This is a genomic window from uncultured Stenotrophomonas sp. (genome assembly GCF_963519125.1).
Taxonomy (GTDB): Bacteria; Pseudomonadota; Gammaproteobacteria; order Xanthomonadales; family Xanthomonadaceae; genus Stenotrophomonas.
Genome location: NZ_CAUQLJ010000007.1, coordinates 102,637 through 122,829, shown reverse-complemented (window position 1 = coordinate 122,829; position 20,193 = coordinate 102,637). Strand labels below are relative to the sequence as shown.

The 20,193-nt window shown below is 64.3% G+C and carries 19 protein-coding genes; 4 read left to right on the top strand and 15 right to left on the bottom strand.

Annotation, left to right across the window (positions count from 1 at the left end; genetic code table 11):
- Positions 1 to 80: 80 nt before the first annotated feature.
- From RYM47_RS07855 to RYM47_RS07820, 8 genes are read right to left on the bottom strand one after another with little or no spacing between them, the layout of a single operon-like run.
- Positions 81 to 962: an EcsC family protein gene (locus RYM47_RS07855; RefSeq protein WP_315386996.1), complete on the bottom strand. Its 882-nt coding sequence runs from the start codon at positions 960 to 962 to the stop codon at positions 81 to 83.
- Between the two features lie 53 nt (positions 963 to 1,015).
- Positions 1,016 to 1,585: an oligoribonuclease gene (orn, locus tag RYM47_RS07850; RefSeq protein WP_315386995.1), complete on the bottom strand. Its 570-nt coding sequence runs from the start codon at positions 1,583 to 1,585 to the stop codon at positions 1,016 to 1,018.
- Positions 1,586 to 1,631: 46 nt separating this feature from the next.
- A complete protein-coding gene (tadA, locus tag RYM47_RS07845; RefSeq protein WP_315386994.1) occupies positions 1,632 to 2,156 on the bottom strand; it encodes a tRNA adenosine(34) deaminase TadA in 525 nt (174 codons plus the stop codon).
- On the bottom strand, positions 2,149 to 2,607 hold the full coding sequence (gene mntR, locus RYM47_RS07840) for a manganese-binding transcriptional regulator MntR (RefSeq protein WP_315386993.1): 459 nt from the start codon (positions 2,605 to 2,607) through the stop codon (positions 2,149 to 2,151). Before mntR ends, tadA begins: the two co-directional genes overlap by 8 nt.
- A gap of 49 nt (positions 2,608 to 2,656) precedes the next feature.
- Positions 2,657 to 3,772, bottom strand: a complete 1,116-nt coding sequence (locus RYM47_RS07835; protein ID WP_315386991.1) for a hybrid sensor histidine kinase/response regulator — start codon at positions 3,770 to 3,772, stop codon at positions 2,657 to 2,659.
- Positions 3,769 to 4,353, bottom strand: a complete 585-nt coding sequence (locus RYM47_RS07830) for a chemotaxis protein CheB (protein ID WP_315386990.1) — start codon at positions 4,351 to 4,353, stop codon at positions 3,769 to 3,771. Before RYM47_RS07830 ends, RYM47_RS07835 begins: the two co-directional genes overlap by 4 nt.
- Positions 4,353 to 5,201, bottom strand: coding sequence for a CheR family methyltransferase (locus RYM47_RS07825; protein WP_315386989.1), 849 nt, complete (start codon positions 5,199 to 5,201; stop codon positions 4,353 to 4,355). Before RYM47_RS07825 ends, RYM47_RS07830 begins: the two co-directional genes overlap by 1 nt.
- Positions 5,174 to 8,272, bottom strand: a complete 3,099-nt coding sequence (locus RYM47_RS07820; protein ID WP_315386988.1) for a response regulator — start codon at positions 8,270 to 8,272, stop codon at positions 5,174 to 5,176. Before RYM47_RS07820 ends, RYM47_RS07825 begins: the two co-directional genes overlap by 28 nt.
- A gap of 158 nt (positions 8,273 to 8,430) precedes the next feature.
- Between RYM47_RS07820 and RYM47_RS07815 the strand changes: the two genes are divergently transcribed.
- From RYM47_RS07815 to RYM47_RS07800, 4 genes are all read left to right on the top strand, one after another.
- Positions 8,431 to 9,591 carry a PAS domain S-box protein gene (locus RYM47_RS07815; RefSeq protein ID WP_315386987.1) on the top strand — a complete coding sequence of 387 codons (1,161 nt, stop codon included), beginning with the start codon at positions 8,431 to 8,433 and terminating at the stop codon, positions 9,589 to 9,591.
- Positions 9,584 to 9,952: a response regulator gene (locus RYM47_RS07810; protein WP_315386986.1), complete on the top strand. Its 369-nt coding sequence runs from the start codon at positions 9,584 to 9,586 to the stop codon at positions 9,950 to 9,952. Before RYM47_RS07815 ends, RYM47_RS07810 begins: the two co-directional genes overlap by 8 nt.
- A gap of 106 nt (positions 9,953 to 10,058) precedes the next feature.
- Positions 10,059 to 11,849 carry a sensor domain-containing phosphodiesterase gene (locus tag RYM47_RS07805; protein ID WP_315386985.1) on the top strand — a complete coding sequence of 597 codons (1,791 nt, stop codon included), beginning with the start codon at positions 10,059 to 10,061 and terminating at the stop codon, positions 11,847 to 11,849.
- Positions 11,850 to 11,907: 58 nt separating this feature from the next.
- Positions 11,908 to 12,138 (top strand): DUF1653 domain-containing protein, encoded by a 231-nt coding sequence (locus RYM47_RS07800; RefSeq protein WP_315386984.1) that lies wholly within the window; start codon positions 11,908 to 11,910, stop codon positions 12,136 to 12,138.
- Here RYM47_RS07800 and RYM47_RS07795 read toward each other — a convergent pair.
- The 7 genes from RYM47_RS07795 to RYM47_RS07765 form a co-directional block, all read right to left on the bottom strand.
- Complete coding sequence (locus tag RYM47_RS07795) at positions 12,128 to 12,538, bottom strand: hypothetical protein (protein WP_315386983.1); 411 nt, start codon at positions 12,536 to 12,538, stop codon at positions 12,128 to 12,130. The two genes, RYM47_RS07800 and RYM47_RS07795, sit on opposite strands and share 11 nt — an antisense overlap.
- 1,039 nt (positions 12,539 to 13,577) lie before the next feature.
- Positions 13,578 to 14,114 carry a DUF4189 domain-containing protein gene (locus RYM47_RS07790; RefSeq protein WP_315386982.1) on the bottom strand — a complete coding sequence of 179 codons (537 nt, stop codon included), beginning with the start codon at positions 14,112 to 14,114 and terminating at the stop codon, positions 13,578 to 13,580.
- Between the two features lie 26 nt (positions 14,115 to 14,140).
- Positions 14,141 to 14,686: a DUF4189 domain-containing protein gene (locus RYM47_RS07785; protein WP_315386980.1), complete on the bottom strand. Its 546-nt coding sequence runs from the start codon at positions 14,684 to 14,686 to the stop codon at positions 14,141 to 14,143.
- Between the two features lie 361 nt (positions 14,687 to 15,047).
- A complete protein-coding gene (locus RYM47_RS07780; protein ID WP_315387122.1) occupies positions 15,048 to 15,530 on the bottom strand; it encodes a DUF4189 domain-containing protein in 483 nt (160 codons plus the stop codon).
- A gap of 83 nt (positions 15,531 to 15,613) precedes the next feature.
- Positions 15,614 to 16,744 carry a type IV secretion system protein gene (locus tag RYM47_RS07775; RefSeq protein ID WP_315386979.1) on the bottom strand — a complete coding sequence of 377 codons (1,131 nt, stop codon included), beginning with the start codon at positions 16,742 to 16,744 and terminating at the stop codon, positions 15,614 to 15,616.
- Between the two features lie 79 nt (positions 16,745 to 16,823).
- Positions 16,824 to 17,633 (bottom strand): hypothetical protein, encoded by an 810-nt coding sequence (locus tag RYM47_RS07770; protein ID WP_315386977.1) that lies wholly within the window; start codon positions 17,631 to 17,633, stop codon positions 16,824 to 16,826.
- Positions 17,634 to 17,661: 28 nt separating this feature from the next.
- On the bottom strand, positions 17,662 to 20,109 hold the full coding sequence (locus tag RYM47_RS07765) for a VirB4 family type IV secretion/conjugal transfer ATPase (protein ID WP_315386976.1): 2,448 nt from the start codon (positions 20,107 to 20,109) through the stop codon (positions 17,662 to 17,664).
- Positions 20,110 to 20,193: the final 84 nt, after the last annotated feature.

The window sequence follows — 20,193 nt, the reverse complement described above, 5'->3', positions numbered from 1 at the left end:
ACATCAGGGCAAAACAGTTGTGCCGTGGGTGCAATGATCGACCAAGGCAGCCACGCAGGTCGTGGCTCTACCGCCGTAGATCAGGCCTTGCCGGCATCCCGTTGGCCCGCCAGCAGGTTGTAGGCGCTACGCACTGTTTCGTAGCCGTACTGCTTTTCGAGCCGGCGCACGATGAAGTGGCCGCGCGCCATGTCCTGGTAGTAGTCGGTGAACATGGTATTGAGGGTGGCGCCGGCGACCGCGCCGATGATCGGCACCGCCTGGGCGGCGAACTTCTCGGTGACCACCACGCCGAAGCGCGCGGCGACCTTTTCGACGATCTTGGCCAGCCACTTGCCGGCTTCCTTCGGGGTCAGGCCGATCATCACCCCGCCACCGCCGACTGCGGCGCCAGCGAGTTCGGCCGAGAGGTGGCGCATCACTTCGGCGGTGAAGCCGCGAGTGATGTAGTAGCCGGTTTCGCTGGCGTCGTCCTGGCCGGAATTGCCGCCCAGGGCGAAGACTTCCAGGCAGGCGTGGCGCGTGCCCATCTCGCTGAGGTCGAAGCCTTCGCTGCGCGCGACGTCGGCGACCGAGCGCATCATGATCGTGGTCGAGACCGGCAGTTCCAGGAACAGCGCGGTGAAGCCGAAGGCACCGCCAAGCGCGCCGGTGGCGGCAGCGGCGGCTTTGTGCCAGCGGGTGGACGCGGCTTTTCCGGGGGTGTTGTCCATGCTCCACAGCGCGGCCTGCGCCGACTTGAACAGCGCTGCTTCGACCGCGCCGTGGATCCGTTTGGACACCGACTGGGGCAGCTTCTTCACCGCGAACTCCAGCGGCGAACCGATCAGGTTGGCCATCTTGGCGGTGAGCGTGGGCGATTCGAGCAGTTCCACCGCCCGCTCGAGGTCGGCCCAGTCCTGGGAGGTGGGCACGATCTTCGCCTCGACGGGCGGCGGCAGGATGCGAACGATATGGCTCATGGGGCGATCATACCGCCAGCCGGGCTGAGCCCGGCTCTACGTCCTGAACGCCTTTAGGCGGGAAGACCCGACAGCGCGCCCATGAACTGGCGGTAATGGCGCAGCTCGGCGATCGAGTCGTGCACATCGCTCAGCGCGGTGTGGCTGGAGGTCTTGCCGACCCCGGCGGCCACCGTCGGCGCCCAGCGCCGGGCCAGTTCCTTGACCGTGGACACGTCCAGGTTGCGGTAGTGGAAGTACTTTTCCAGGCGCGGCATTTCACGGTGCAGGAAGCGGCGGTCCTGGCAGATGGAATTGCCGCACATCGGCGAAGCGCCGGCCTTGATCCACTGGGCCAGGAAGTTCACGGTCTGGGCTTCGGCCTGCGCCAACGTGACCTGGCTTTCCACCACGCGCTGCCACAGCCCGGAACGACGGTGCTGGTTGCGGTTCCATTCGTCCATGGCTTCCAGCCGCTCCACCGGATGGTGGATGGCGAACTCGGGACCTTCGGCCAGTACGTTCAACTGCGCGTCGGTGACCACGGTGGCGATCTCGATGATCGCGTCGTTGTCGGTGTCCAGACCGGTCATTTCCAGGTCGATCCAGATCAGTCGTTCGCCTTCTGCGCCGTTGTCCGCCATGTTTTCCAGCCTTTTTACGAAAAAGTGATGATACCGCGCGCCCGCCTCAGGGGAGCAGCAGCGGCGGTTTGCCGCGCTTGGCGCGGAAATAGTTGGTAAGGCGCGTACTGGCTTCCTTGGCCATCACGCCGCCGTGCAGCTCCACCCGGTGGTTATGGCGCGGATCGCCCAGCAGGTCGAACACGCTGCCGCAGGCGCCGGTCTTGGGGTCGGTGGCGGCGTACACCAGCCGCGCGACGCGCGCATGCACCACCGCCATCGCGCACATCGCGCACGGCTCCAGGGTCACGTAGAGCGTGCTGCCCAGCAGGCGGTGGTTGGCCAGCGCCCTGCCCGCCTGGCGCATCGCCACGATCTCGGCGTGGGCACTGGGGTCGTGGTCGGCGATGTTGAGGTTCCAGCCCTCGCCCAGCACCGTTCCATCGGCCCCGACCAGCACCGCACCGACCGGGATTTCGTTGAATTCGCGCTCAGCGCGTTCGGCCAGGGCCAGCGCATGCTGCATCCAGTGTTCGTCTTGGTCGTGCACCGGCACGCCCAGCGGCGGCGGTGCGGGCAGGCGCTCAACCATGGCCGTCGGCCTTGCGCACGAACGCCTCGAACGCGGCAAGGGTGGCCTCGCTGACATGGTGTTCGATGCCTTCGGCGTCGCGCCGTGCCGAGTCCGGGTCAACGCCCAGCGCCAGCAGGAACCGCTCCACGGTCTGGTGGCGGGCACGCATCTCCAAGGCCAACTGCTCACCGGCGGGGGTCAGGAACACGCCCCGATACGGTCGCTGGATCGCCCAGCCCTCCTTGACCAGCCGCTTGAGCGCCTTGGCCACGGTAGGCTGTGCCACGCCCAGCCGGGTCGCGATATCGACCTGGCGGGCCTCCCGACCGTCCGCGATCAGGTCCGCGATCAGCTCCACGTAGTCTTCCACCAGCTCCGAACGCCGCGCCTCGCGCACCTGCACGAACCCTTCCACATGGACTTGGGCATCGATCAGCGGCGTAGGCGTCTTGCGGGCGGTAGGCGACATGCAGCCATTCTAGCGTAGCAACGGGCCATGCCCGTCAGGGACCCTCGAATCAACCTTCCCGCCGCATCAACCCGGTCTCGAACACCACCTCCCCGTCCAGGTTGCGCGCGGCCAGGTTGCCGCCATGCGCGCGGGCGAACTCATGCGCAATGAACAGCCCCAGCCCCAACCCGCGGCTGTCATGGAAACTGGCCTTGAACGGCTCGAACAGACGCGGCAGCAACGCCTCGGGAATCTGCCCGGCGTTGCGCACCTGCAGTCGCAGCGAGTCGCCCGCCAGCCCACGCACCACCACCTGCACGGGCGCGTTGCCACCGTGCAGCACCGCGTTGCCGACCAGGTTGGAAAGCAGCTGGGCCAGCCGGTCCGGGTCGCCGTGCAGGCAGGTATCGCCTTCCACCTGCAGCTCGATGTGCGCCTGCGGGTGGGCACGGCTCATCTCGCTGACCACTGCCGCCGCCACCTCGGCCAGGTCGCATTCCACCTGCTGCAGGCGCAGGCCGCCGCTGCGGATGCGCGAGAAGTCGAGCAGCTGCTCCACCATCCGCGCCATGCGCACCGCGCTGTTCTCCAGGTGCACCAGGGTCTGCTGCGCGGACGGATCATCGGGCAGGTCCAGCGCCAGCTTGTCCGCGCACAGCAGGATCGCCGAGAGCGGAGTGCGCAGGTCGTGGGTGAGCACGGCCATCATCGTTTCGTTGAGCGTCAGCGCATGTTCGAGCGCCTGGTTGCGCGCCTTGAGCAGCTGCTTCTGCTGGTAGAGCTCGATGAACACGTTGACCTTGCTCATGATCACCTGCGGCTCGATCGGCTTGTGCAGGAAATCCACCGCGCCGCTCTCATAGCCCTTGAACGCGCGCACCGGGTCGTTCGGCGAGGCGGTCAGGAAGATGATCGGCACATCGCGGCTGCGCTGCGAACCGCGCATCAGTTCGGCCAGCGAGAAACCGTCGATCTCCGGCATGTGCACGTCCAGCAGCGCCAGCGCCACTTCGTGCTCCAGCAGCAGCTCCAGCGCCTCGGCGCCGGAAGCCGCGCACAGGATGTCCAGTCCATCGCGGCGCAGCAGCGCCTCCATGGCCACCAGGTTCTGCGGCACGTCGTCGACGATCAACAGGTTGACCCTGTCGGAGGTGGTCGCAGGGGTGGGCGCAATCAGGTTCATCGTGCAAGGCCTTTCATACGCGAACAAAGGGATTCAAGGGTCAACACCGCGTCGGCGCCGGCATGGGCCAGCGCCGCTGCCGGCATGATCGGGGAAAAGGCATCGTCAGGGCTCTGGATCCAGGCCTGGCCGCCCGCCTGGCGGACGGCGGCAACGCCGACGCTGCCGTCGTTGCTGGCGCCGGTGAGCAGGATCGCCAGCACACCGCTGCCGAACACGTCGGCCGCGCTTTCGAACAACGGGTCGATGGCCGGGCGCGAGAACAGCACCAGCGGATCCACCGACAGCGCGAGGCTGCTGCGATCCTCGACCAGCAAGTGGTAGTCGGCAGGCGCGAAGGTGACCGTGCCGGACACCAGCGCCTGCTTGTCTTCCGCCTCGCGCACCGGCAGCGCGCAGCCGCTGTCGAGCAGGTCGGCAATGCGACTGGGGCGGTCACGCGGCAGATGCAGCACCACCAGCACCGGCATCGGCAGGTCGGCCGGCAGCGCCGCCAACAGCTGCTGCAGCGCGCTGACGCCGCCGGCGGAGGCGCCGACGACGATCAGTTCAATGTTGGGCTGCACGGGTTCGGCGTTCATCAGGCCAGCTTCCGGTACAGGCGCTGTTCGCGGGCGCAGGCTTCGAATTCGTTGGCGTGCTCGCCGAACTGCAACGACTCCTTGCTGCCCAGGCCTAGGAAACCGCGATGCACCAGCGCCTCATGGAACAGGCCGATGGCGCGGTCCTGCAGGGCGCGCTGGAAGTAGATCAGCACATTGCGGCACGACACCAGGTGCACCTCGGAGAACACCGTGTCGGTGGCCAGGCTGTGGTCGGCGAACACGATGTTGCGCTTGAGCCGGCGGTCGAACACCACCCCGCCGTAGCCGGTGCTGTAGTAGTCCGACAGCGACCCGCTGCCACCGGCCTCCAGGTAGTTGCGGCTGAACTGGGCCAGCCGGTCCAGCGGGAACGCACCGGCTTCGGCGGCCTGCAGCGCCTCGGGGTTGATGTCGGTGGCGTAGATGATGGCGCGGTCGAGCAGGCCTTCCTCATGCAGCAGGATCGCCAGCGACCACACTTCTTCACCGGTGCTGCAGCCGGCGATCCACAGCTTGATCGACGGGTAGGTGCGCAGCACCGGGATGGCATGCTCACGCAGCATGCGGAAATACGCGGGGTCGCGGAACATCTCCGAAACCTGCACGGTGAAGTACTGCATCGCCTGGGCGAAGGTGTCCGGTTCGTGCAGCAGCCGGTGCTGCAGCGCGCCCATGCTGTCGCAGTCGAAGCGTGCCATGGCGTGCCGCATGCGCCGCCGCAGCGACGCCAGCGCGTAGTCGCGGAAGTCATAGTGGTAGCGCTGATACACCGCCTCCAGCAGCAGCTTCAGCTCCAGGTCGAACAGCTCCGACTCGTTCATCGGCGCGAGCACCACACACGGCACAGCGAGACCAGCTTGTCCACGTCGATGGGCTTGGCGATGTAGTCGTTGGCACCGGCCTGCAGGCAGTGCTCGCGGTCGTCAGGCATGGCCTTGGCGGTCAGCGCGATGATCGGCAGGTCGCGCCAGCGGTTGTCGCGGCGGATCTCTCGCATCGCGGTCAGGCCATCCATCTCCGGCATCATGATGTCCATCAGCACCAGGTCGATGTCCGGACCCAGCCGCTCCAGCGCTTCGCGGCCATTGCGGGCGATTTCCAGCTTCACCCCCAGCGGTTCAAGCACGCTGGACAGCGCAAAGATGTTGCGCACGTCGTCCTCGGCCAGCAGCACGGTACGACCGTCCAGCACCGCGTCGCGACGGCGCGCTTCGCGCAGCAGGCGCTGCTGGTCGCTGGGCAGCGAGGCTTCCACGCTGTGCAGGAACAGCGTCACCTCGTCGAGCAGGCGCTCGGGCGAGCGCGCGCCCTTGATGATGATGCTCTTGGAATAGCGGCGCAGGCGCTGCTCTTCGTCGCGGGTCAGCGCACGCCCGGTGTAGACGATCACCGGCGGGAAGCCCAGTGCCTCGTTGCCGGCCATGTGTTCGAGCAGGTCGTAGCCGGTGCCGTCGGGCAGCGCCAGGTCGGTCACCATGCAGTCGAAGGTGGAACTGGACAGCTCGGCGATCGCCTCGGCGAGGGTCCCCACGGCCGTGATTTCCAGCTGGTCGCGGCCGAGCAGCAGCTGCAGGTTGGAACGCAGCGCGCTGTCGTCCTCGACGATCAGCAGGCGGCGCACGTCGCGCTCGTTGGTCGCTTCCAGCTGTTGGATCGCCTCCACCAGGCGCTCGCGCGTGGCGGGCTTGATGACATAGCCGATGGCGCCCAGCTCCATCGCAACCTGCGAGCGCTCCAGCCCGGACACCACGTGCACCGGGATATGGCGCGTGGCCGGGTCGCGCTTGAGCCGTTCCAGCACGCTCAGGCCGGACACATCGGGCAGGCCGATGTCGAGCAGGATGCCGTTCGGGCGCAGCTCTGCGGCCAGCGCCAAGGCTTCTTCGGCGGTCTGCGCGACCACGCAGTCGAAGTCCAGCTCATGCGCCATGCCGACCAGCGCTTCGGCGAAGGCCACATCGTCCTCCACTACCAGGATCATGCGCCCGGCGCGGCTGCGGCGACCGCGGTCGTCGACCACGCGTGGCCCCTTCGGCGCCACCGGTGCGTCATGGCCCGTACCGAACAGCGGCGCGGCGGCCGCGGGCTTTGGCGTCGGTGCCAGGCGCACGTCCGGCGCGGCGGCCAACGGCGCCGGGCTCGCACCGGCTGCCAGCGGAAGTTCCAGGGTGAAGCAGCTGCCACGCCCCGGTTCGCTCGACACGGAAATGTCGCCGCCCATGCGCGAGGCCAGGTCGCGCGAGATCGACAGGCCCAGGCCGGTGCCACCGTAGCGACGGCGGGTACTGCCATCGGCCTGGCGGAATGCCTCGAAGATCACCTCGGTCTGCGCCTTGGCGATGCCGATGCCGGTATCGCTTACCGCGAACTGGATCCGCCCTGCCCCGTTGCCACGCACCACCAGCGAGACGCTGCCGTGCTCGGTGAACTTGACCGCATTGGCCAGCAGGTTCTTCAGGATCTGCTGCAGGCGCTGACCGTCGGCGACCATCTGCGTGGGCGCGTCGTCCTCGGCGCGGATGTCCAGCGCCAGGCCCTTCTGCTCGGCCAGCGGCTCGAACGTTTCCTTCAGGCGCTGCAGCACGCTCGACACCGCCAGGTTCTCTTCAGCCAGTTCGACATGGCCGGCTTCGATCCGCGACAGGTCCAGAATGTCGTTGATCAACGCCAGCAGGTCGTTGTTGGAGGAGTGGATGGCCTGCGCGTACTTGACCTGCTCGGTGGTGAGCGTGCCTTCCTTGTTGTCGGACAGCAGCTTGGCCAGGATCAGCGCACTGTTGAGCGGCGTGCGCAGCTCGTGCGACATGTTGGCCAGGAACTCGGACTTGTAGCGCGAGCTGGCCTCCAGCTCGCGGCTGTTCTGCACCAGCTGCCCCTGCGCGATCAGCAGTGCCTGCTGGCGCGCCTCCATTTCATGGGTGCGCTCTTCCAGCTGTACGTTGGTCTGTTCCAGCTCGGCCTGCTGCTGTTCAAGGTTGGCCTGCGAGTGCAGCAGGCTGCGGCTCTGTTCTTCAAGCTCCTCGTTGGCGACCCGCAGCTCTTCCTGCTGGGTCTGCAGTTCTTCGCTCTGGCGCTGGGTTTCTTCCAGCAGTTCCACCAGCTGGGCGCGCAGCAATGCGGTGCGCATCGCCATGCCGACCGGCTCAGCCACCTGCACCAGCAATTCCAGTTCCAGCGAGCGTGCCGGGGAGGCGCCGGCACGGCCCAGTTCGATCAGGCCGATCACCACGCCATCGGCGGTGATCGGACCGAGCAGGCGCTGGTGCACCACGGTGCGGCCCAGCGCGGTCTCGATTTCCAGCGGGCTCTCGCCCTCTTCCAGCCGCCGCGGCGTGCCGGTGCGCAGCACTTCGCCCCACTGCCCGGCAGCGGCCGGCAGCGATTCGGGAAGGTGCGCCGGCAGCGCGGCGCCACCCACCAGCACCAGTCGCTCGCCCTGCAGGCGGTAAAGCGCGCCGACATCCGCGTTCAGGCGGGCAAACAGCGAGCGCATCGCCGCGTCAGCGAGGGTCTTCGGCTCGGGATCGCCGCGCAGGCTCACGGTTACATCGTTCTCGCCCTCCTGCAGCCACAGCGCGTCGGCGGCCGTGCGCCGCGCCTGGATCGCCTTGACCACCGTCAGCGCCATCAACAGGAAGGAAACGCCGCCGATGGTGCGGTTGACGAAGGAAAACGCCGAATTGGTACTGGCCGGGGCAAGGTGATACCCCACCGAGAGCAGGACGCAGGAGCCCAGCGCCACCAGTACCGGCACTTCCAGGCGGCGCTGGAACAGCGTGATCGCCACCGCCATGAAGTAGGTCAGCCACACCGCATAGCCCAGCGGTACCACCAGTTCCAGGCCGATGGTCAGGCCCATCAGGCCGGCGGATGCCAGCCAGATCCAGCGGTCGCGAGCAGTCGGAGCAGCATTCATCCAGACAATTCCAGCGTGAAAAGGGGTTCGATGTTAACCGAACAGTGAATGCGTGCGTTATCCGCCAGTTGGCGACGCAATCAACCCCTTTGTTGACACTATCTTCACATGATCGCTTCTACGGTTCTGGCCCTTACCGGGGGAGTAGAACCGTCGCCGTGGTCCAGGCCGTCACCGACATCGCGCCAGTGGCTGATGATCGCCTGCAGTTGCAGTTGTTGATCGATCACGTCTCTGACCACGCGATCTACATGCTCGACGCGCAGGGCTGCATCCGCAGCTGGAACCGCGGCTGCGAGCGGGTCAAGGGCTATACCGCCGAAGAGGCGTGTGGCCAGCACGTCGGGTTGTTCTACGGTGCCGAAGACCGCGCTCAACAGGTGCCGCAGCAGACCCTGGCCCAGGTGGAAGCCCAAGGCCGCTTCGTCGGCGAAGGCTGGCGCGTGCGCCGCAGCGGCGAGCGCTTCCGCGCCAGCGAGGTCATCGAGGCAGTACGTCACGCGGACGGCACCCTGCTCGGCTTCGTCAAGGTCACCCAGGACATCACCGAGCGCTATCAGGCCCAGCGCCTGCTGCAGGACGCCCAGCGTGCCCGCGAACAGCTCCAGCAGTTCGAAGGTGTGGGCCGCCTGACCCGTGGCCTGGCGCACGAATTCAACAACCTGCTGACCACGATCGGGACGGCGCTCGACCTGATCGCGGCGCAGCCGACGGCCGGCGCCCGTACCCGTGAACTGACCGAGCTGGCCCAGGCCGCCGCCGACCGCGGTTCCCTGCTGACCCGCCAGCTGCTTGCGTTCTCGGCGGACCAGACCCTGATCCGGGAGCCGCTGCAGGTGGCGCAGCTGTTGCAGGACGAGCTTCCGTCGCTCCAGCGCGCCTGCCCGCCCAACATTCTGCTGCGTACGGAAGTGCCTTTCGACCTACCTCGAATCGCCACCGATGGCGTACAGTTGCATACCGCCGTGCTGAACCTGCTGCTGAACAGCTGCGAGGCGATGCCACAGGGCGGAACCGTCACTCTCAGTGCCCGGGTCGAGCAGCGCCTCGCCCCGGACCTGGCTACGCCCACCCAGCGCCGTTACGTTGCCATTGCGGTCACCGATGTTGGCAGCGGCATGCCGCCGGACGTGGCCGAACGCGCCAGCGAGCCGTTCTTCACGACCAAGGAGGTCGGCAAGGGCAGCGGGCTGGGGTTGAGCCAGGTGTTCGGTTTCGTGTCCCAGTGCGACGGCTTCGTCGATGTCCAGACCGCCCTTGGTCGCGGCACCACGGTTCGTTTGTTGTTACCTGCCCTTGAGGAATCCGCACATGTCTGAGCCCCTTCGCGTTTTGATGGTCGAAGACCAGGCAGACCTGCGCGAGATGATCGGCACGGCGCTGCGGGACTTCGGCATCGACGTGCACACCGCCAACGACGGCCCGGACGCCCTGAAGGTCATCGAGGAGTCCGGTGAGTTCCATGTCGTGTTCAGTGACGTCAACATGCCCAACAACATGAGTGGACTGGAGTTGAGCGCACACGTGGCCGAAGCGCTTCCGAATGCGCGGATGATCCTGTCTTCGGGGTATGCGCGGTCGCAGCTGCCGCCGCTGCCGGACAACGTCGATTTCATTGCCAAGCCCTACCGCCTTCGGCAGCTGGTGGAGCTCTTGAAGGGCACGTCGCCGACTGCCTGATCGGCCTGCCGGTGTGAATGCTTCATACCTGAACGGATTACTTCACGCGGACGCTGCAACTGCGGCGGGATAGTACCTGTGTATTCCGTATGACAGGACGCACCGGATGCTCGACCGCAGCCAGGATCTTGAACGTGTCGCGCTGATCGAAGCGCTCAACGTGATGGACCCAGCCTTGGGCCGTTCGCTGGACCCGATCACCGAACTGGCGGCGTTTACCTTCGGTACGCCGATCGCGCTGATCTCGATCGTGGACGCCGATTCCCAGCAGTTCATCTCGCGGGTCGGGCTGGCGTTGGAACGCACCGACCGCCACCACTCGATCTGCTCGTGCGCGCTGGAATCCAGCGGCATCCTGCAGATCGGCGACCTGCGCGAGGACCCGCGGTTCAGCGACAACCCCATTGTGACCGGCCCCGAGCGCATGCGCTTCTATGCCGGCGCCCCGCTGGTGACCCGCAATGGCATCGCACTGGGCACGCTGTGCCTGATGGACCGCGAACCGCGCGAACTGTCGGTCAACGAGCAACGGCAACTGCAGACCCTGGCGCGGATCGTGGTCAACCAGATGGAGCTGACCATGTCGGTCGGGCGACGCGAGCCGATCAGCGGCCTGCCCAACCGCCAGCAGTTCCAGGCCGATCTGAGCGTTCTGAGCCGACGCGACGGCGCCAGCCGCTTCACCGGCGTGCTGCTGGACGCGTTCGACCTGCAGAGCGCCAACGACGCCGGTCAGGCGCTGGGCCTCAAACCGGTGGAATCGCTGTTGCGCCAGGCGGCGCTGCGCGTGCAGGAAGTCGTCGCCGGCGACGTGCAGGTCTACCACGTGGCCTCGACCCGGTTCGCCTTCGTGCTGCGCGACCATACCCACGACCAGACCGAGTCGCTGATGGGTCGGCTGCGCGAACGCATGCGTCGGCCCTTGATGGTGGGCAGCATCCCGATGTCGCCGCAATTCCATGCCGGCCTGTGCGATTTCCATGCCGATCCTGACGAGGCCAACGACCTGCTGCGCAAATGCATGGTGGCGTTGAACCATGCGCTGCACACCGACGCATGCCTTTGCTGGTATTCGGCCGACCGCGACGCGCACCTGCGGCGCCGCTACCGCCTGGCCTCCGACGCGGCACGCGGACTGGCCCAGGACCAGTTCAGCCTGGTCTACCAGCCGCGCTACGACCTGTCCGACGACCAGCCGGTGTCGGCCGAGGCGCTGCTGCGCTGGACGCATCCGATGCTGGGGCCGGTCAGCCCCGGCGAGTTCATCCCGGTACTCGAGTGCACGGCATTGATGCCGCAGTTGAGCCAATGGGTGATCGAACATGCCTTCGCCCAGGCGGCGCGCTGGCAGCAACTGCTGCCGGGCTTCGCGCTGTCGATCAACCTGTCCCCGCGCGATTTCGACAACGAGCAGCTGTGGACCGGCATGGCCGAGCGGCTGCGCCAGCATGGACTGACGCCGTCACAGATCGAGGTGGAAATCACTGAAGGCCAATGGCTGCACAGCCATCCAGCCGCCCTGCCCCAGCTGCGCGCGATGGCCGCAGCCGGCGTGCGCATCGCGATCGATGATTTCGGCAGTGGCTACAGCAACTTCGGGTACCTGAGCGAAGTGCCGATCAGTCATATCAAGGTGGACCAGAGCCTGGTCACCGGCCTGGCGCGCTCGCGGACCGCGCGACTGAAGGTCGAAGCGATCATCAAGCTGGCCCATCAGCTCGGCTACCGCACGGTGGCGGAAGGGGTGGAGCATGAGGGTGAACTCTCCCTGCTACGCCTGTGGGGCTGCAACGAGGCGCAGGGCTACTACCTGGCGCGGCCGATGAGTGCCGACGCGGTCACCCAGCTGGTGTTGGCGCACCGTGCGGGTCCGCCGTTGGAGCCGGACGGCGATTAGGCCACCGGGCGTACGTCCGCACTGCGATAATCGCGCCTTCCCCGCCACGGTAATACCCATGTCCGACCTTCCCGCCCTGCCCGAGATCGCCCCCGGCCACTACCGCCATTTCAAAGGTGGCGAGTATGAGGTGATCGGCGTGGTCCGCAACAGCGAAACCCTCCAACCGATGGTGCTGTACCGCGCCTTGTACGGCGAGCACGGCCTATGGGTAAGGCCGTACGACATGTTCTGCGCAACGGTGGAAGTAGACGGCGCAACCCAACCAAGATTCGCCCCTACCGTTTGATAATGCCGCCGATTGCCGCACGATGGCGCCCCGGTAGGGCCACGCCTTCCGTGGCTGAAATCACGCACCAAGCGCGAACCGCCCCACACCATAGAACTTCTCGACGGCAGGCATGCTGCAATCCGCGTAGACCTGCTTGGTAAGAGAACGCGGCCATTAGGATCAGCGTCGCGAGGATCAAGCTCATGCTGCCCTGCTGCATGGCCTGACTGGTCATGCCGTCGCTCATTGCGTCATCGAGGAAGAAGCCGTTGGTAAGTGACGACACCCAGAACGCTGCCGACACCTGGATCACGATATCCAGTGCGATGGAGACCATCGCCTGTTGTGCCCCCATCGAGAACATGGTGCCGATGCTGTAGAACAGCCGCTTCCGGAACAACTGTTCTGGCTGGTGCAACAGCGCCCACTTGCAGTCAATCGGGCAGTGAGTTTGGCGGGGATTGCGGCACTAGAACGATTTGAACTCGGACATGCTACACGCCGAATAGGACACGGTGCATTCTCCACCGCCATTCTCGCGCTCGCAGTCACGAACTGCCAACTCCTTCGCCTGTTCAATCGTCTCCGCATGCGCGGCAATGGAAGTGCCGCCAGCTATAACGCCAGAAGAACTGCCGGGATCCGCGATTGCGGCGCATTGGTTGTAGTAAGCGAGTCGAACTTCGCATTTATTTCCGCCCTGCTTCCTGCACTCATCCATCGCAAGCGCAGATGCAGCGCGCTTTGACTTCTGGGAAACAGCAGCCCCGGTCGCGAGAGGCGCACCAGGACTGGGGGACTTGTCTTCAGCAATTGCACCCCATCGCGTTTCCCACTTCCCGGTGGGTCGAGGAGAAACGCCATTCACGCCCGCCCCGCCACCTGGAATAGGCGCGCAACCTTGTACGCCTTGCCCTCCGATCGGGTACTGGCCTGGGGGACAGCTGCCCTCTGCAAATGCCACAGAGGGGACGAGCATAAACAGGGCGAACAAGAGCTTGCTTGGCATTCCAGAACCTCCACCTTTCGTGTCAATGCAGGGCGGCCTCACCCGCTTCATCGTGAATCAGCGTTGCCGTACTTTCCAGATCCGCTGGCCGTGCTTCCGGCTTCAGAAGTGCTCCTCACGGTCGGTTGCACAATCTGCCCCACAGCGCCCTCATCACTATTTTTTGTCTGCGGTGGAGTATAAGAACCCGGCGGCTGGCCCTGCGGGCCTACGACCAGGAACCTGCGCCGCAATCCAACCACCACTTGCCCGCACCGCCCGACCGGGTAGCGACACGCCATGCGTGTCCTTGGGAACGCCGGACAAGCCACGTGCAACGACTTGCCATGCATGTTGAAGATCTCCGTGGGACACGCGTGGCGTCTCGCTACGCTTGCATCTTCTCGAATCTCAGCTCTGCGGAGGCCGCCATGCCTCACGATTTGCCACAGCCACGCAGGGCGTGGCTCTACCGGAACGACTTGAACTCCGACATGCTGCACGCAGAGTAGACAATTTCGCACCTCTGACCGGTCGACTGGCAACGTTCCGACGCCATCTGCTTGGCCTTTTCTTCGGTCTGAGCCCGCACAATGCTGGAAAGCGATGCACCCGACTCCCGCGCATCATGGGTCGGGTCAGCAATGGCCACGCACTGATTGTAGTACGCGATGCGAACCTCACATCGCGTGCCGCCGCCGCGTTTGCACTCATCAATGGCGAGTTGGGTAGCAGCCTTCCCTGACTTCTGCGATACCGCCACACCGGTCGCTGTTGGACCCTTTGGATTCGCCGCATTCTGGCCTTCGGCAACCGCACCCCAACGGGTCTCCCACTTGCCCGTGGGCACGGATCGGGGAGCCTCACCGCTCCCGGAAACGGGAATCGGTGCGCAGCCTTGAATACCTTGGCCGCCGATGGGGTAGGAACCTGCAGGGCAGGCACCCTCAGCCAGCGCCAAGCCCGGCGACAGAACCAGAAGCAGAACCAGAAGGGCCTTCTTCATAGTGAAACGATAGGTCCAGATTATTTTCAGTAAGACTCGAACTGGGGCTTAGCACAGTCCGAATAGATCACCTTGCAACCTACGCCGCCGTCAGCCGCGCATCGATCCTTCGAGACGATCTCGGCTCTCTCTTTGCTCTCTCCCCGACCGAAGCTTGTGCCGCCAGCGCCCGAAGTCGGAACGGTTGCCGCACCGCATTGGTTCTTGAACGTAAATGCCACCTTGCAAGATCGTCCCCCGCTTTTTGCGCAGGCAGCCTCCGCTTCCTTTGACGCATCCGCCTTGGCAAGCTTACCTACGGAAGCACCCGCTGCCCCATCAGGCGAAATCGCAAACGCGCCCCACGTCTTGTGCCACACACCGGTCGGTCGCGGAGACGCGCTCCCGGATCCCGAGCCTGGAATTGGGGCACAACCTTGCACCCCCTGTCCACCAACAGGGTACTGACCAGGCGGACATGCCCCCTCGGCAAACGCGGATCCAACGGAAGAGACCAAGAACAAAGTAGCCAACACGCGAATGCTACGAGTAACAGTAGTCGCTGCCCGGTCGTACGATGGGTTGCGTGTCATTTGGACCTCCTATTGAGTATTCGCGGCACCGTACTTACCAGCAGGTTGACCTGAGTCATTGCCAGAGGCCGTGTAGACCGAAGAGGACACTCGCGCGCCAGAGCCGTCACTGGTTTCCGCTCTGGTCGGCGCAGGCGCCGGCGGCGTATACGAACCCGGCGGCTGGCCCTGCGGGCCTGCGGCAGCCGAGCCGCCTATCTGGGAATATGCAAGGAAGCTGCCCAAGGTTCCCTGGAGGAAGAACGCGGCCAAGCCGTGTAGTGACACGCCATGCGTGTCCCACGGAGATCGTCATCATCCACACCAACTTGTAACCCTTGCGTGTCCGATGTTCCACGGACACGCATGGCGTGTCGCTACGCTAAAACTTCTCGAAGGCAGGCATGCTGCAATCCGCGTAGACCTGCGTGCAACTGGAGCTTCCAGCCTTTTTGCACGACTCGGTGGCGCGCTGCAGAGCGATTTCCTTCGTCGCACCAGTATTCAGCTTCGTACCAAGCGACTTGTCCGCTTGGATCACCGCCGCGCACTGGTTCTTGAAAGTGAGACCGGCCTTGCAATCGGTGGCCCCCCACTGTGCACACTTTTCAATGGCACCGGCCACGGCTTCGTCCTTCGACATCTTCCCTACGACAGCACCTGCATCGCCGGACTTGGAGAAGGCAACAGCTCCCCACGTCTTATGCCAGCGACCCGTAGGGACCGCGTCACTGCTTCCACCAGTGCCACCACCAATTGGCGCGCACCCTCCTACACCCTGTCCCCCAACCGGGTACTGGCCAGGAGGACATCGTCCTTCTGCCGCTCCTTGAAATGACACGGACGACAGTAGTACCGACGCCATCAGCGTCAGTATCCACTCACCACGGATTTGCATGGACCAGCGCAGTTTGATGCTCTTCATAAAGCCCCTCGACAATCAGTTGATCAACCAGCAAGTCCGCGCTGGCCAGTCTGCGCAGGAGGAGGCGTTGCATCAGAGCCGAACCGGTTGACGTTGGTATTGACAGCTTCATTGCTGGTGTTGACCTGCTGCGGCGCCGGCGGCGTATAAGAACCCGGCGGCTGGCCCTGCGGGCCTGCGGCTGCCGAGCCGCCTATCTGGGAATATGCCATGAAGCTGCCCAGTGTTCCCTGGAAGAAGAACGCGGCCATTGGGGGTGCGGTCAGGATCAGCGTCGTGAGGATCAAGCCCATGCCGCCCTGCTGCATGGCCTGGCTTGTCATGCCGTCGCTCATTGCGTCATCGAGGAAGAAGCTGTTGATCAGTGACGATGTCCAGAACGCTGCCGACACGCGGATCACCATGTCCAGCGCGATGGAGACCATCGCTGAAAGTACCGCCATCGAGAACATGGTGCCAATGCCGTAGAACAGCCACTTCTGGAACAGCTGCTTGGTCTGGTCGAACAGCAGGCACAGGATGAACAGCGGACCGAAGCCGATGAACAGTGCAATGGCCACCTGGTAGAGCAGCAGCATTGCACCGGCTGTAACCGCCGGTCCACCGGTGCCGATGCCGATGAACCACATCGCGCGGCTCTTTTCCTGCTGCAGCCCACCGTCATCAAGCACCTTGATGGCGTCGATGCTGGACAGGGCCACCTGCATCCACGCCAGGCTCTTGTCGATCTGGTCAGAGGCGGTGCCGCCCTCCCCGGTGACTACGCGGGTAATCAGGCCGCCCACGTCCTTGGTAAGGAAATCGCTCACGCTTGTGCCAAACATGGCCATACTGGTGGCCACGCTGATGATCAACGCCGCGCGGGCCATGTTGGTGACCAGCGCCATCATCGAGTCACGGCTCTGGCCGGTGACGATGCGATAGCCCTGTATCAGCACCCACAGAGTCATCAGGACCAGGGCAATGCCGCCCACCCAGGCCATCATGCGGCCCATCATTTCAATGCCGAAATCGTTGATCCGCTCGCGCAGGTAATCAAGAATCAGCTTGAAGAAGACGAAGTCGCCTATCGACTGGACACGCACGGCGTAGCCCAGCAGATCCTGCAATCCGCCCGAGAAGTCAAAAACGTTGGCAATCGACCTGATCGACATTTCCACAATCCCTTGGTGATGCTGCTACAACTTTGGGCCCGGCATTACTTTGCAGACCCGCTGAACCGGCCTGTGTGGATCACTTGACGCTGAGTGCACCCTTCAGCGCCGCGGTCTTGACCAGTGTTCCAATGATCTGATTGGTGGTATCACCCTTGAGCGCATTCTCGGCCACCACCTTCTGGTTGGCTTCCATCACTTCGATGTAGGCATCGTAAGAGCGCATCCGGGACTGCCAGATCTGCGACTGCACGGCCAGGTCATTGGCCATGCGCAACGCCTCGCTGTCGGTGCCCTGCACGTTGCCCTGACTGTTGCTGAAGATGCGCAGGTTGAAGATGCGGGTCAACGAAGACTGCATCAGCGGGACCGACTCCGCCATGAAGGTAACCGCCTCGTTGTACTTCCGATTCTGCATCATGCGGATGTTCACGCATATCTGTGTCTGCTGCGCCTTGAAATCCGCCTTGGGGTTAAACACGAACGTCTTGAACAGGCCGGTCAGGCTGAGGTCGGTGTCGCCACCGCAACTCTGCTTGACCAGATAGTTCTCCGGAACTTTAGTCAGCACTGCGCCTTGCGGCATCGCGAAATTATTCATGACGGCCTGCACCTGCACCAAGGCCTGTGCATACTGCTCAAGGGTTCGAATCCAGCGCGTGCGCTGCTCCACGTACTCGGCCGCGTCCTGTGCCTTCGAGGCATACGCAGTGATCTCCGCCTTGTAGGTGTTGATCTGGTTCATGATCTGCTGGTACACACTGGGGCCCACTTCCACCACGGGCATGGTGTAAGCCGGCGCGGGCGCGTTGCACATCAGCACGGTCACCAGCGACAGGGCCGCCAGGCGGAAGCTGAAGTGGCGGCGGCGGGTCTTGTTCTCGTTCATGGCGTTGTCCATAAAGGTCTCCATCGAATCAGGCAACTGCGTCCTGGCGGGTCCCGGCGGGCTTTCCGGAGCCCTTGCGCTTGCTGTAGAACTCGCTGAGCCACTGTTCCGGGGTGAGGTCGGCCTGCGATACCTTCTCGCGCCGGGCGGCGTCGAGCAGTACGCGGTGCATTACGTCGATATTGTCGGTGGAGGCCGAAATCACCGACAGGATGTCGTCCATGCCGCGCAGGTTGAGCTGGCACACGCTGGCCGCGTGGCCCTGCTTGACCAGGAAGCAGCGCGAGCGCTCGTCCAGGGCGGTGACCACCTTGAACTCGCTTTCGGTCAGCTTCAGGCCGTCGATGTAGTCCGAGCGGCTGGCATTGGGATTGGGCAGCAGGATCAAGGTGGCGGTCTGCTCGATCAGGGCTGCGGCGATGTCGCTCTTCAGCGCGTCCTCCGGGCTCTGGGTAGCGAAGATGCCCATACCGTTCTGCTTACGGATGGTCTTCTGCTTGTTCTTGGCGAACTCCTTCAAACCGCCCTCGCCGTCCAGGATCTTCCAGAACTCGTCCATCACGTAGATCAGCGGACGGCCGTCGATCAGCGATTCCAGGCGGTGCAGCAGGTAGTTGATCACCGGCACGCGCACTTCGGGGTTGTCGATGATGTCGGTGTAGTCGAAGCCGATGATGTTGGCGCGGCTCAGGTCCACCGTATCCACCGGGTTGTCGAACACCCAGCCCAGCGAGTTGCCCGAGGTCCACTTGCGCAGGCGCGCGTACAGGCCGTCGTCGCCCATGTTGGGCAAGCTCTTCTGGAAGTTGGTCATGCTGCGCAGGTGCATGGGGGTATCGAGCATGTTCTCTACGCCGCGGAAGATGTCTTCCTCCTCGCGGGCGCTGTATTCGTGCTTGTTGGCCAGCACCTTGATCAGATCGGCCAGGAACTGCACGTTGGCTTCGTTGTTCTCGCACTGGAACGGGTTGAAGCCGGTGGCCTGGCCGTTCTCCAGCGCCAGGTAGTTGCCGCCGCACGCGCGGACGAAGATCTCCGCGCCGCGGTCCTTGTCGAAGAAGAAGATGGTCGGCGACGGGTCGTACTTCTGCACCTGGCTGAGCAGGAAGTTGATCAGCGCGGTTTTACCGGTACCGGACTTGCCGATCACCATGGTGTTGGCGATGGCCTTCTCACCCAGTGAGTTCTCCGACGGGTGGGTCGCGTGGAAATTGAAATAGTACGGCTGGCCGTTGGTGGTCTGCAGCGTGGTCACGCAGTCGCCCCACGGGTTGTTGTGCTGCTTGCCGGTGGCGAAGTTGTGCAGCGGCGACAGGCCCAGGAAATTCAATGAGCTGATGTTGGCCAGGCGGGTGCGGTAGCGCCAGTTGGCCGGGAACTGCGAGTAGAACGAGGCGGTGACCGCCAGGTCTTCCTTGGTCGACACGAAACCCGCGTTGGAGAGCTCGGCGCGGGTGGTGGCGATGTTCTGCGACAGCTTCTCTTGGCTGTCGGCATAGACGGCCATGATGAAGTGGTACTCGCCCAGCACGAAATTGCCCGACGACAGCTGGTCCATCGCCTGGTCCAGCTCGACGATCTGGCTGACGGCCTTGTCGCCGGACGAAATCATCATGCCCTTGGTACGGTCCAGCACCTTGAGCGCGTCCTGCCGCCCCATCGGGCTGAAGGAATGGGTGATGACGTATTCGAAATCGAGGTACTTGAGGCCATTGAGCACCCCCGGATAAGTGCCTTCGGCGTATTCCTTGATGTTGAGGATGGCGCCGAAATGGTTCACGCCGTTCGGCGTATTGATCACGAAGTCGCCGGTCTTGGCCGAGAACATGTGCCGGCTGATCGGCAGGTAGTCCTTGACCGGGGCGGACAGCACCGGAACCGGCTCGTCCACCCGGTTGAGCAGGTAGCCGAAGAACTCCAGCGTCTCGGAGAACACCATGCCGTTCTTGGCTTCGTACATGCCCATGCGGTACGGCGAGTAGTCGCGGATCACCGCTTCCACGTTGCCGGCCATTTCCAGCAGCTTGGCCACCGCTTGGTCCTGCTCGGCCTGAAGCTGGGTGATGCTGGAGGACTTGTCCATGAAGCGCTTACCGGACACCACCGGACGGTAGATCATGGTCAGGTACAGCTCGTTCTGCATGATGCGCTGCGAGCCGAGCATGCCCATGTACTGGTCGGACACATCCTGGTTGAAGCGCTGACTGAACTTGCTGCTGCCCTTGAGCTGACGCCGACGGCGGATGTCATGCACCCAGAACGCGACATTGACGAAGTCCGGCGCTCGCAGCGTCTGCAGCAGGCGGTTGAAGGTGTTGTGGCGGTGTTCCAGCTCCCAGTCCTCGCGGCCCACGAACGGCAGGCCTTCCAGGTGCCAGGTCAGCAGGAAGTCTCCACCCGTGGTCTTGACGACCGTCGGCGCCACATGGGACGACAGGGGAATGAACTCGCTGATCGAGGTGTCGGGGCTGAACATGACCGGTTCCAATGGATGCTGCGGGGATGACGCGGGTGATGCACCGGGCAGGTGGCGGGGGCCACCTGCCCGGGGATGCTGCAT

Bases quoted from the DNA above. Each gene is read 5' to 3' on its own strand.
- RYM47_RS07780 (WP_315387122.1), bottom strand. From the start codon at position 15,530: ATGGCGTCGGTACTACTGTCGTCCGTGTCATTTCAAGGAGCGGCAGAA.
- tadA (WP_315386994.1), bottom strand. From the start codon at position 2,156: ATGGTTGAGCGCCTGCCCGCACCGCCGCCGCTGGGCGTGCCGGTGCAC.
- RYM47_RS07765 (WP_315386976.1), bottom strand. From the start codon at position 20,109: ATGTTCAGCCCCGACACCTCGATCAGCGAGTTCATTCCCCTGTCGTCC.
- RYM47_RS07775 (WP_315386979.1), bottom strand. From the start codon at position 16,744: ATGTCGATCAGGTCGATTGCCAACGTTTTTGACTTCTCGGGCGGATTG.
- RYM47_RS07800 (WP_315386984.1), top strand. From the start codon at position 11,908: ATGTCCGACCTTCCCGCCCTGCCCGAGATCGCCCCCGGCCACTACCGC.
- RYM47_RS07810 (WP_315386986.1), top strand. From the start codon at position 9,584: ATGTCTGAGCCCCTTCGCGTTTTGATGGTCGAAGACCAGGCAGACCTG.
- RYM47_RS07820 (WP_315386988.1), bottom strand. From the start codon at position 8,272: ATGAATGCTGCTCCGACTGCTCGCGACCGCTGGATCTGGCTGGCATCC.
- mntR (WP_315386993.1), bottom strand. From the start codon at position 2,607: ATGTCGCCTACCGCCCGCAAGACGCCTACGCCGCTGATCGATGCCCAA.
- RYM47_RS07785 (WP_315386980.1), bottom strand. From the start codon at position 14,686: ATGACACGCAACCCATCGTACGACCGGGCAGCGACTACTGTTACTCGT.
- orn (WP_315386995.1), bottom strand. From the start codon at position 1,585: ATGGCGGACAACGGCGCAGAAGGCGAACGACTGATCTGGATCGACCTG.
- RYM47_RS07805 (WP_315386985.1), top strand. From the start codon at position 10,059: ATGCTCGACCGCAGCCAGGATCTTGAACGTGTCGCGCTGATCGAAGCG.
- RYM47_RS07770 (WP_315386977.1), bottom strand. From the start codon at position 17,633: ATGAACGAGAACAAGACCCGCCGCCGCCACTTCAGCTTCCGCCTGGCG.
- RYM47_RS07790 (WP_315386982.1), bottom strand. From the start codon at position 14,114: ATGAAGAAGGCCCTTCTGGTTCTGCTTCTGGTTCTGTCGCCGGGCTTG.
- RYM47_RS07855 (WP_315386996.1), bottom strand. From the start codon at position 962: ATGAGCCATATCGTTCGCATCCTGCCGCCGCCCGTCGAGGCGAAGATC.
- RYM47_RS07835 (WP_315386991.1), bottom strand. From the start codon at position 3,772: ATGAACCTGATTGCGCCCACCCCTGCGACCACCTCCGACAGGGTCAAC.
- RYM47_RS07830 (WP_315386990.1), bottom strand. From the start codon at position 4,353: ATGAACGCCGAACCCGTGCAGCCCAACATTGAACTGATCGTCGTCGGC.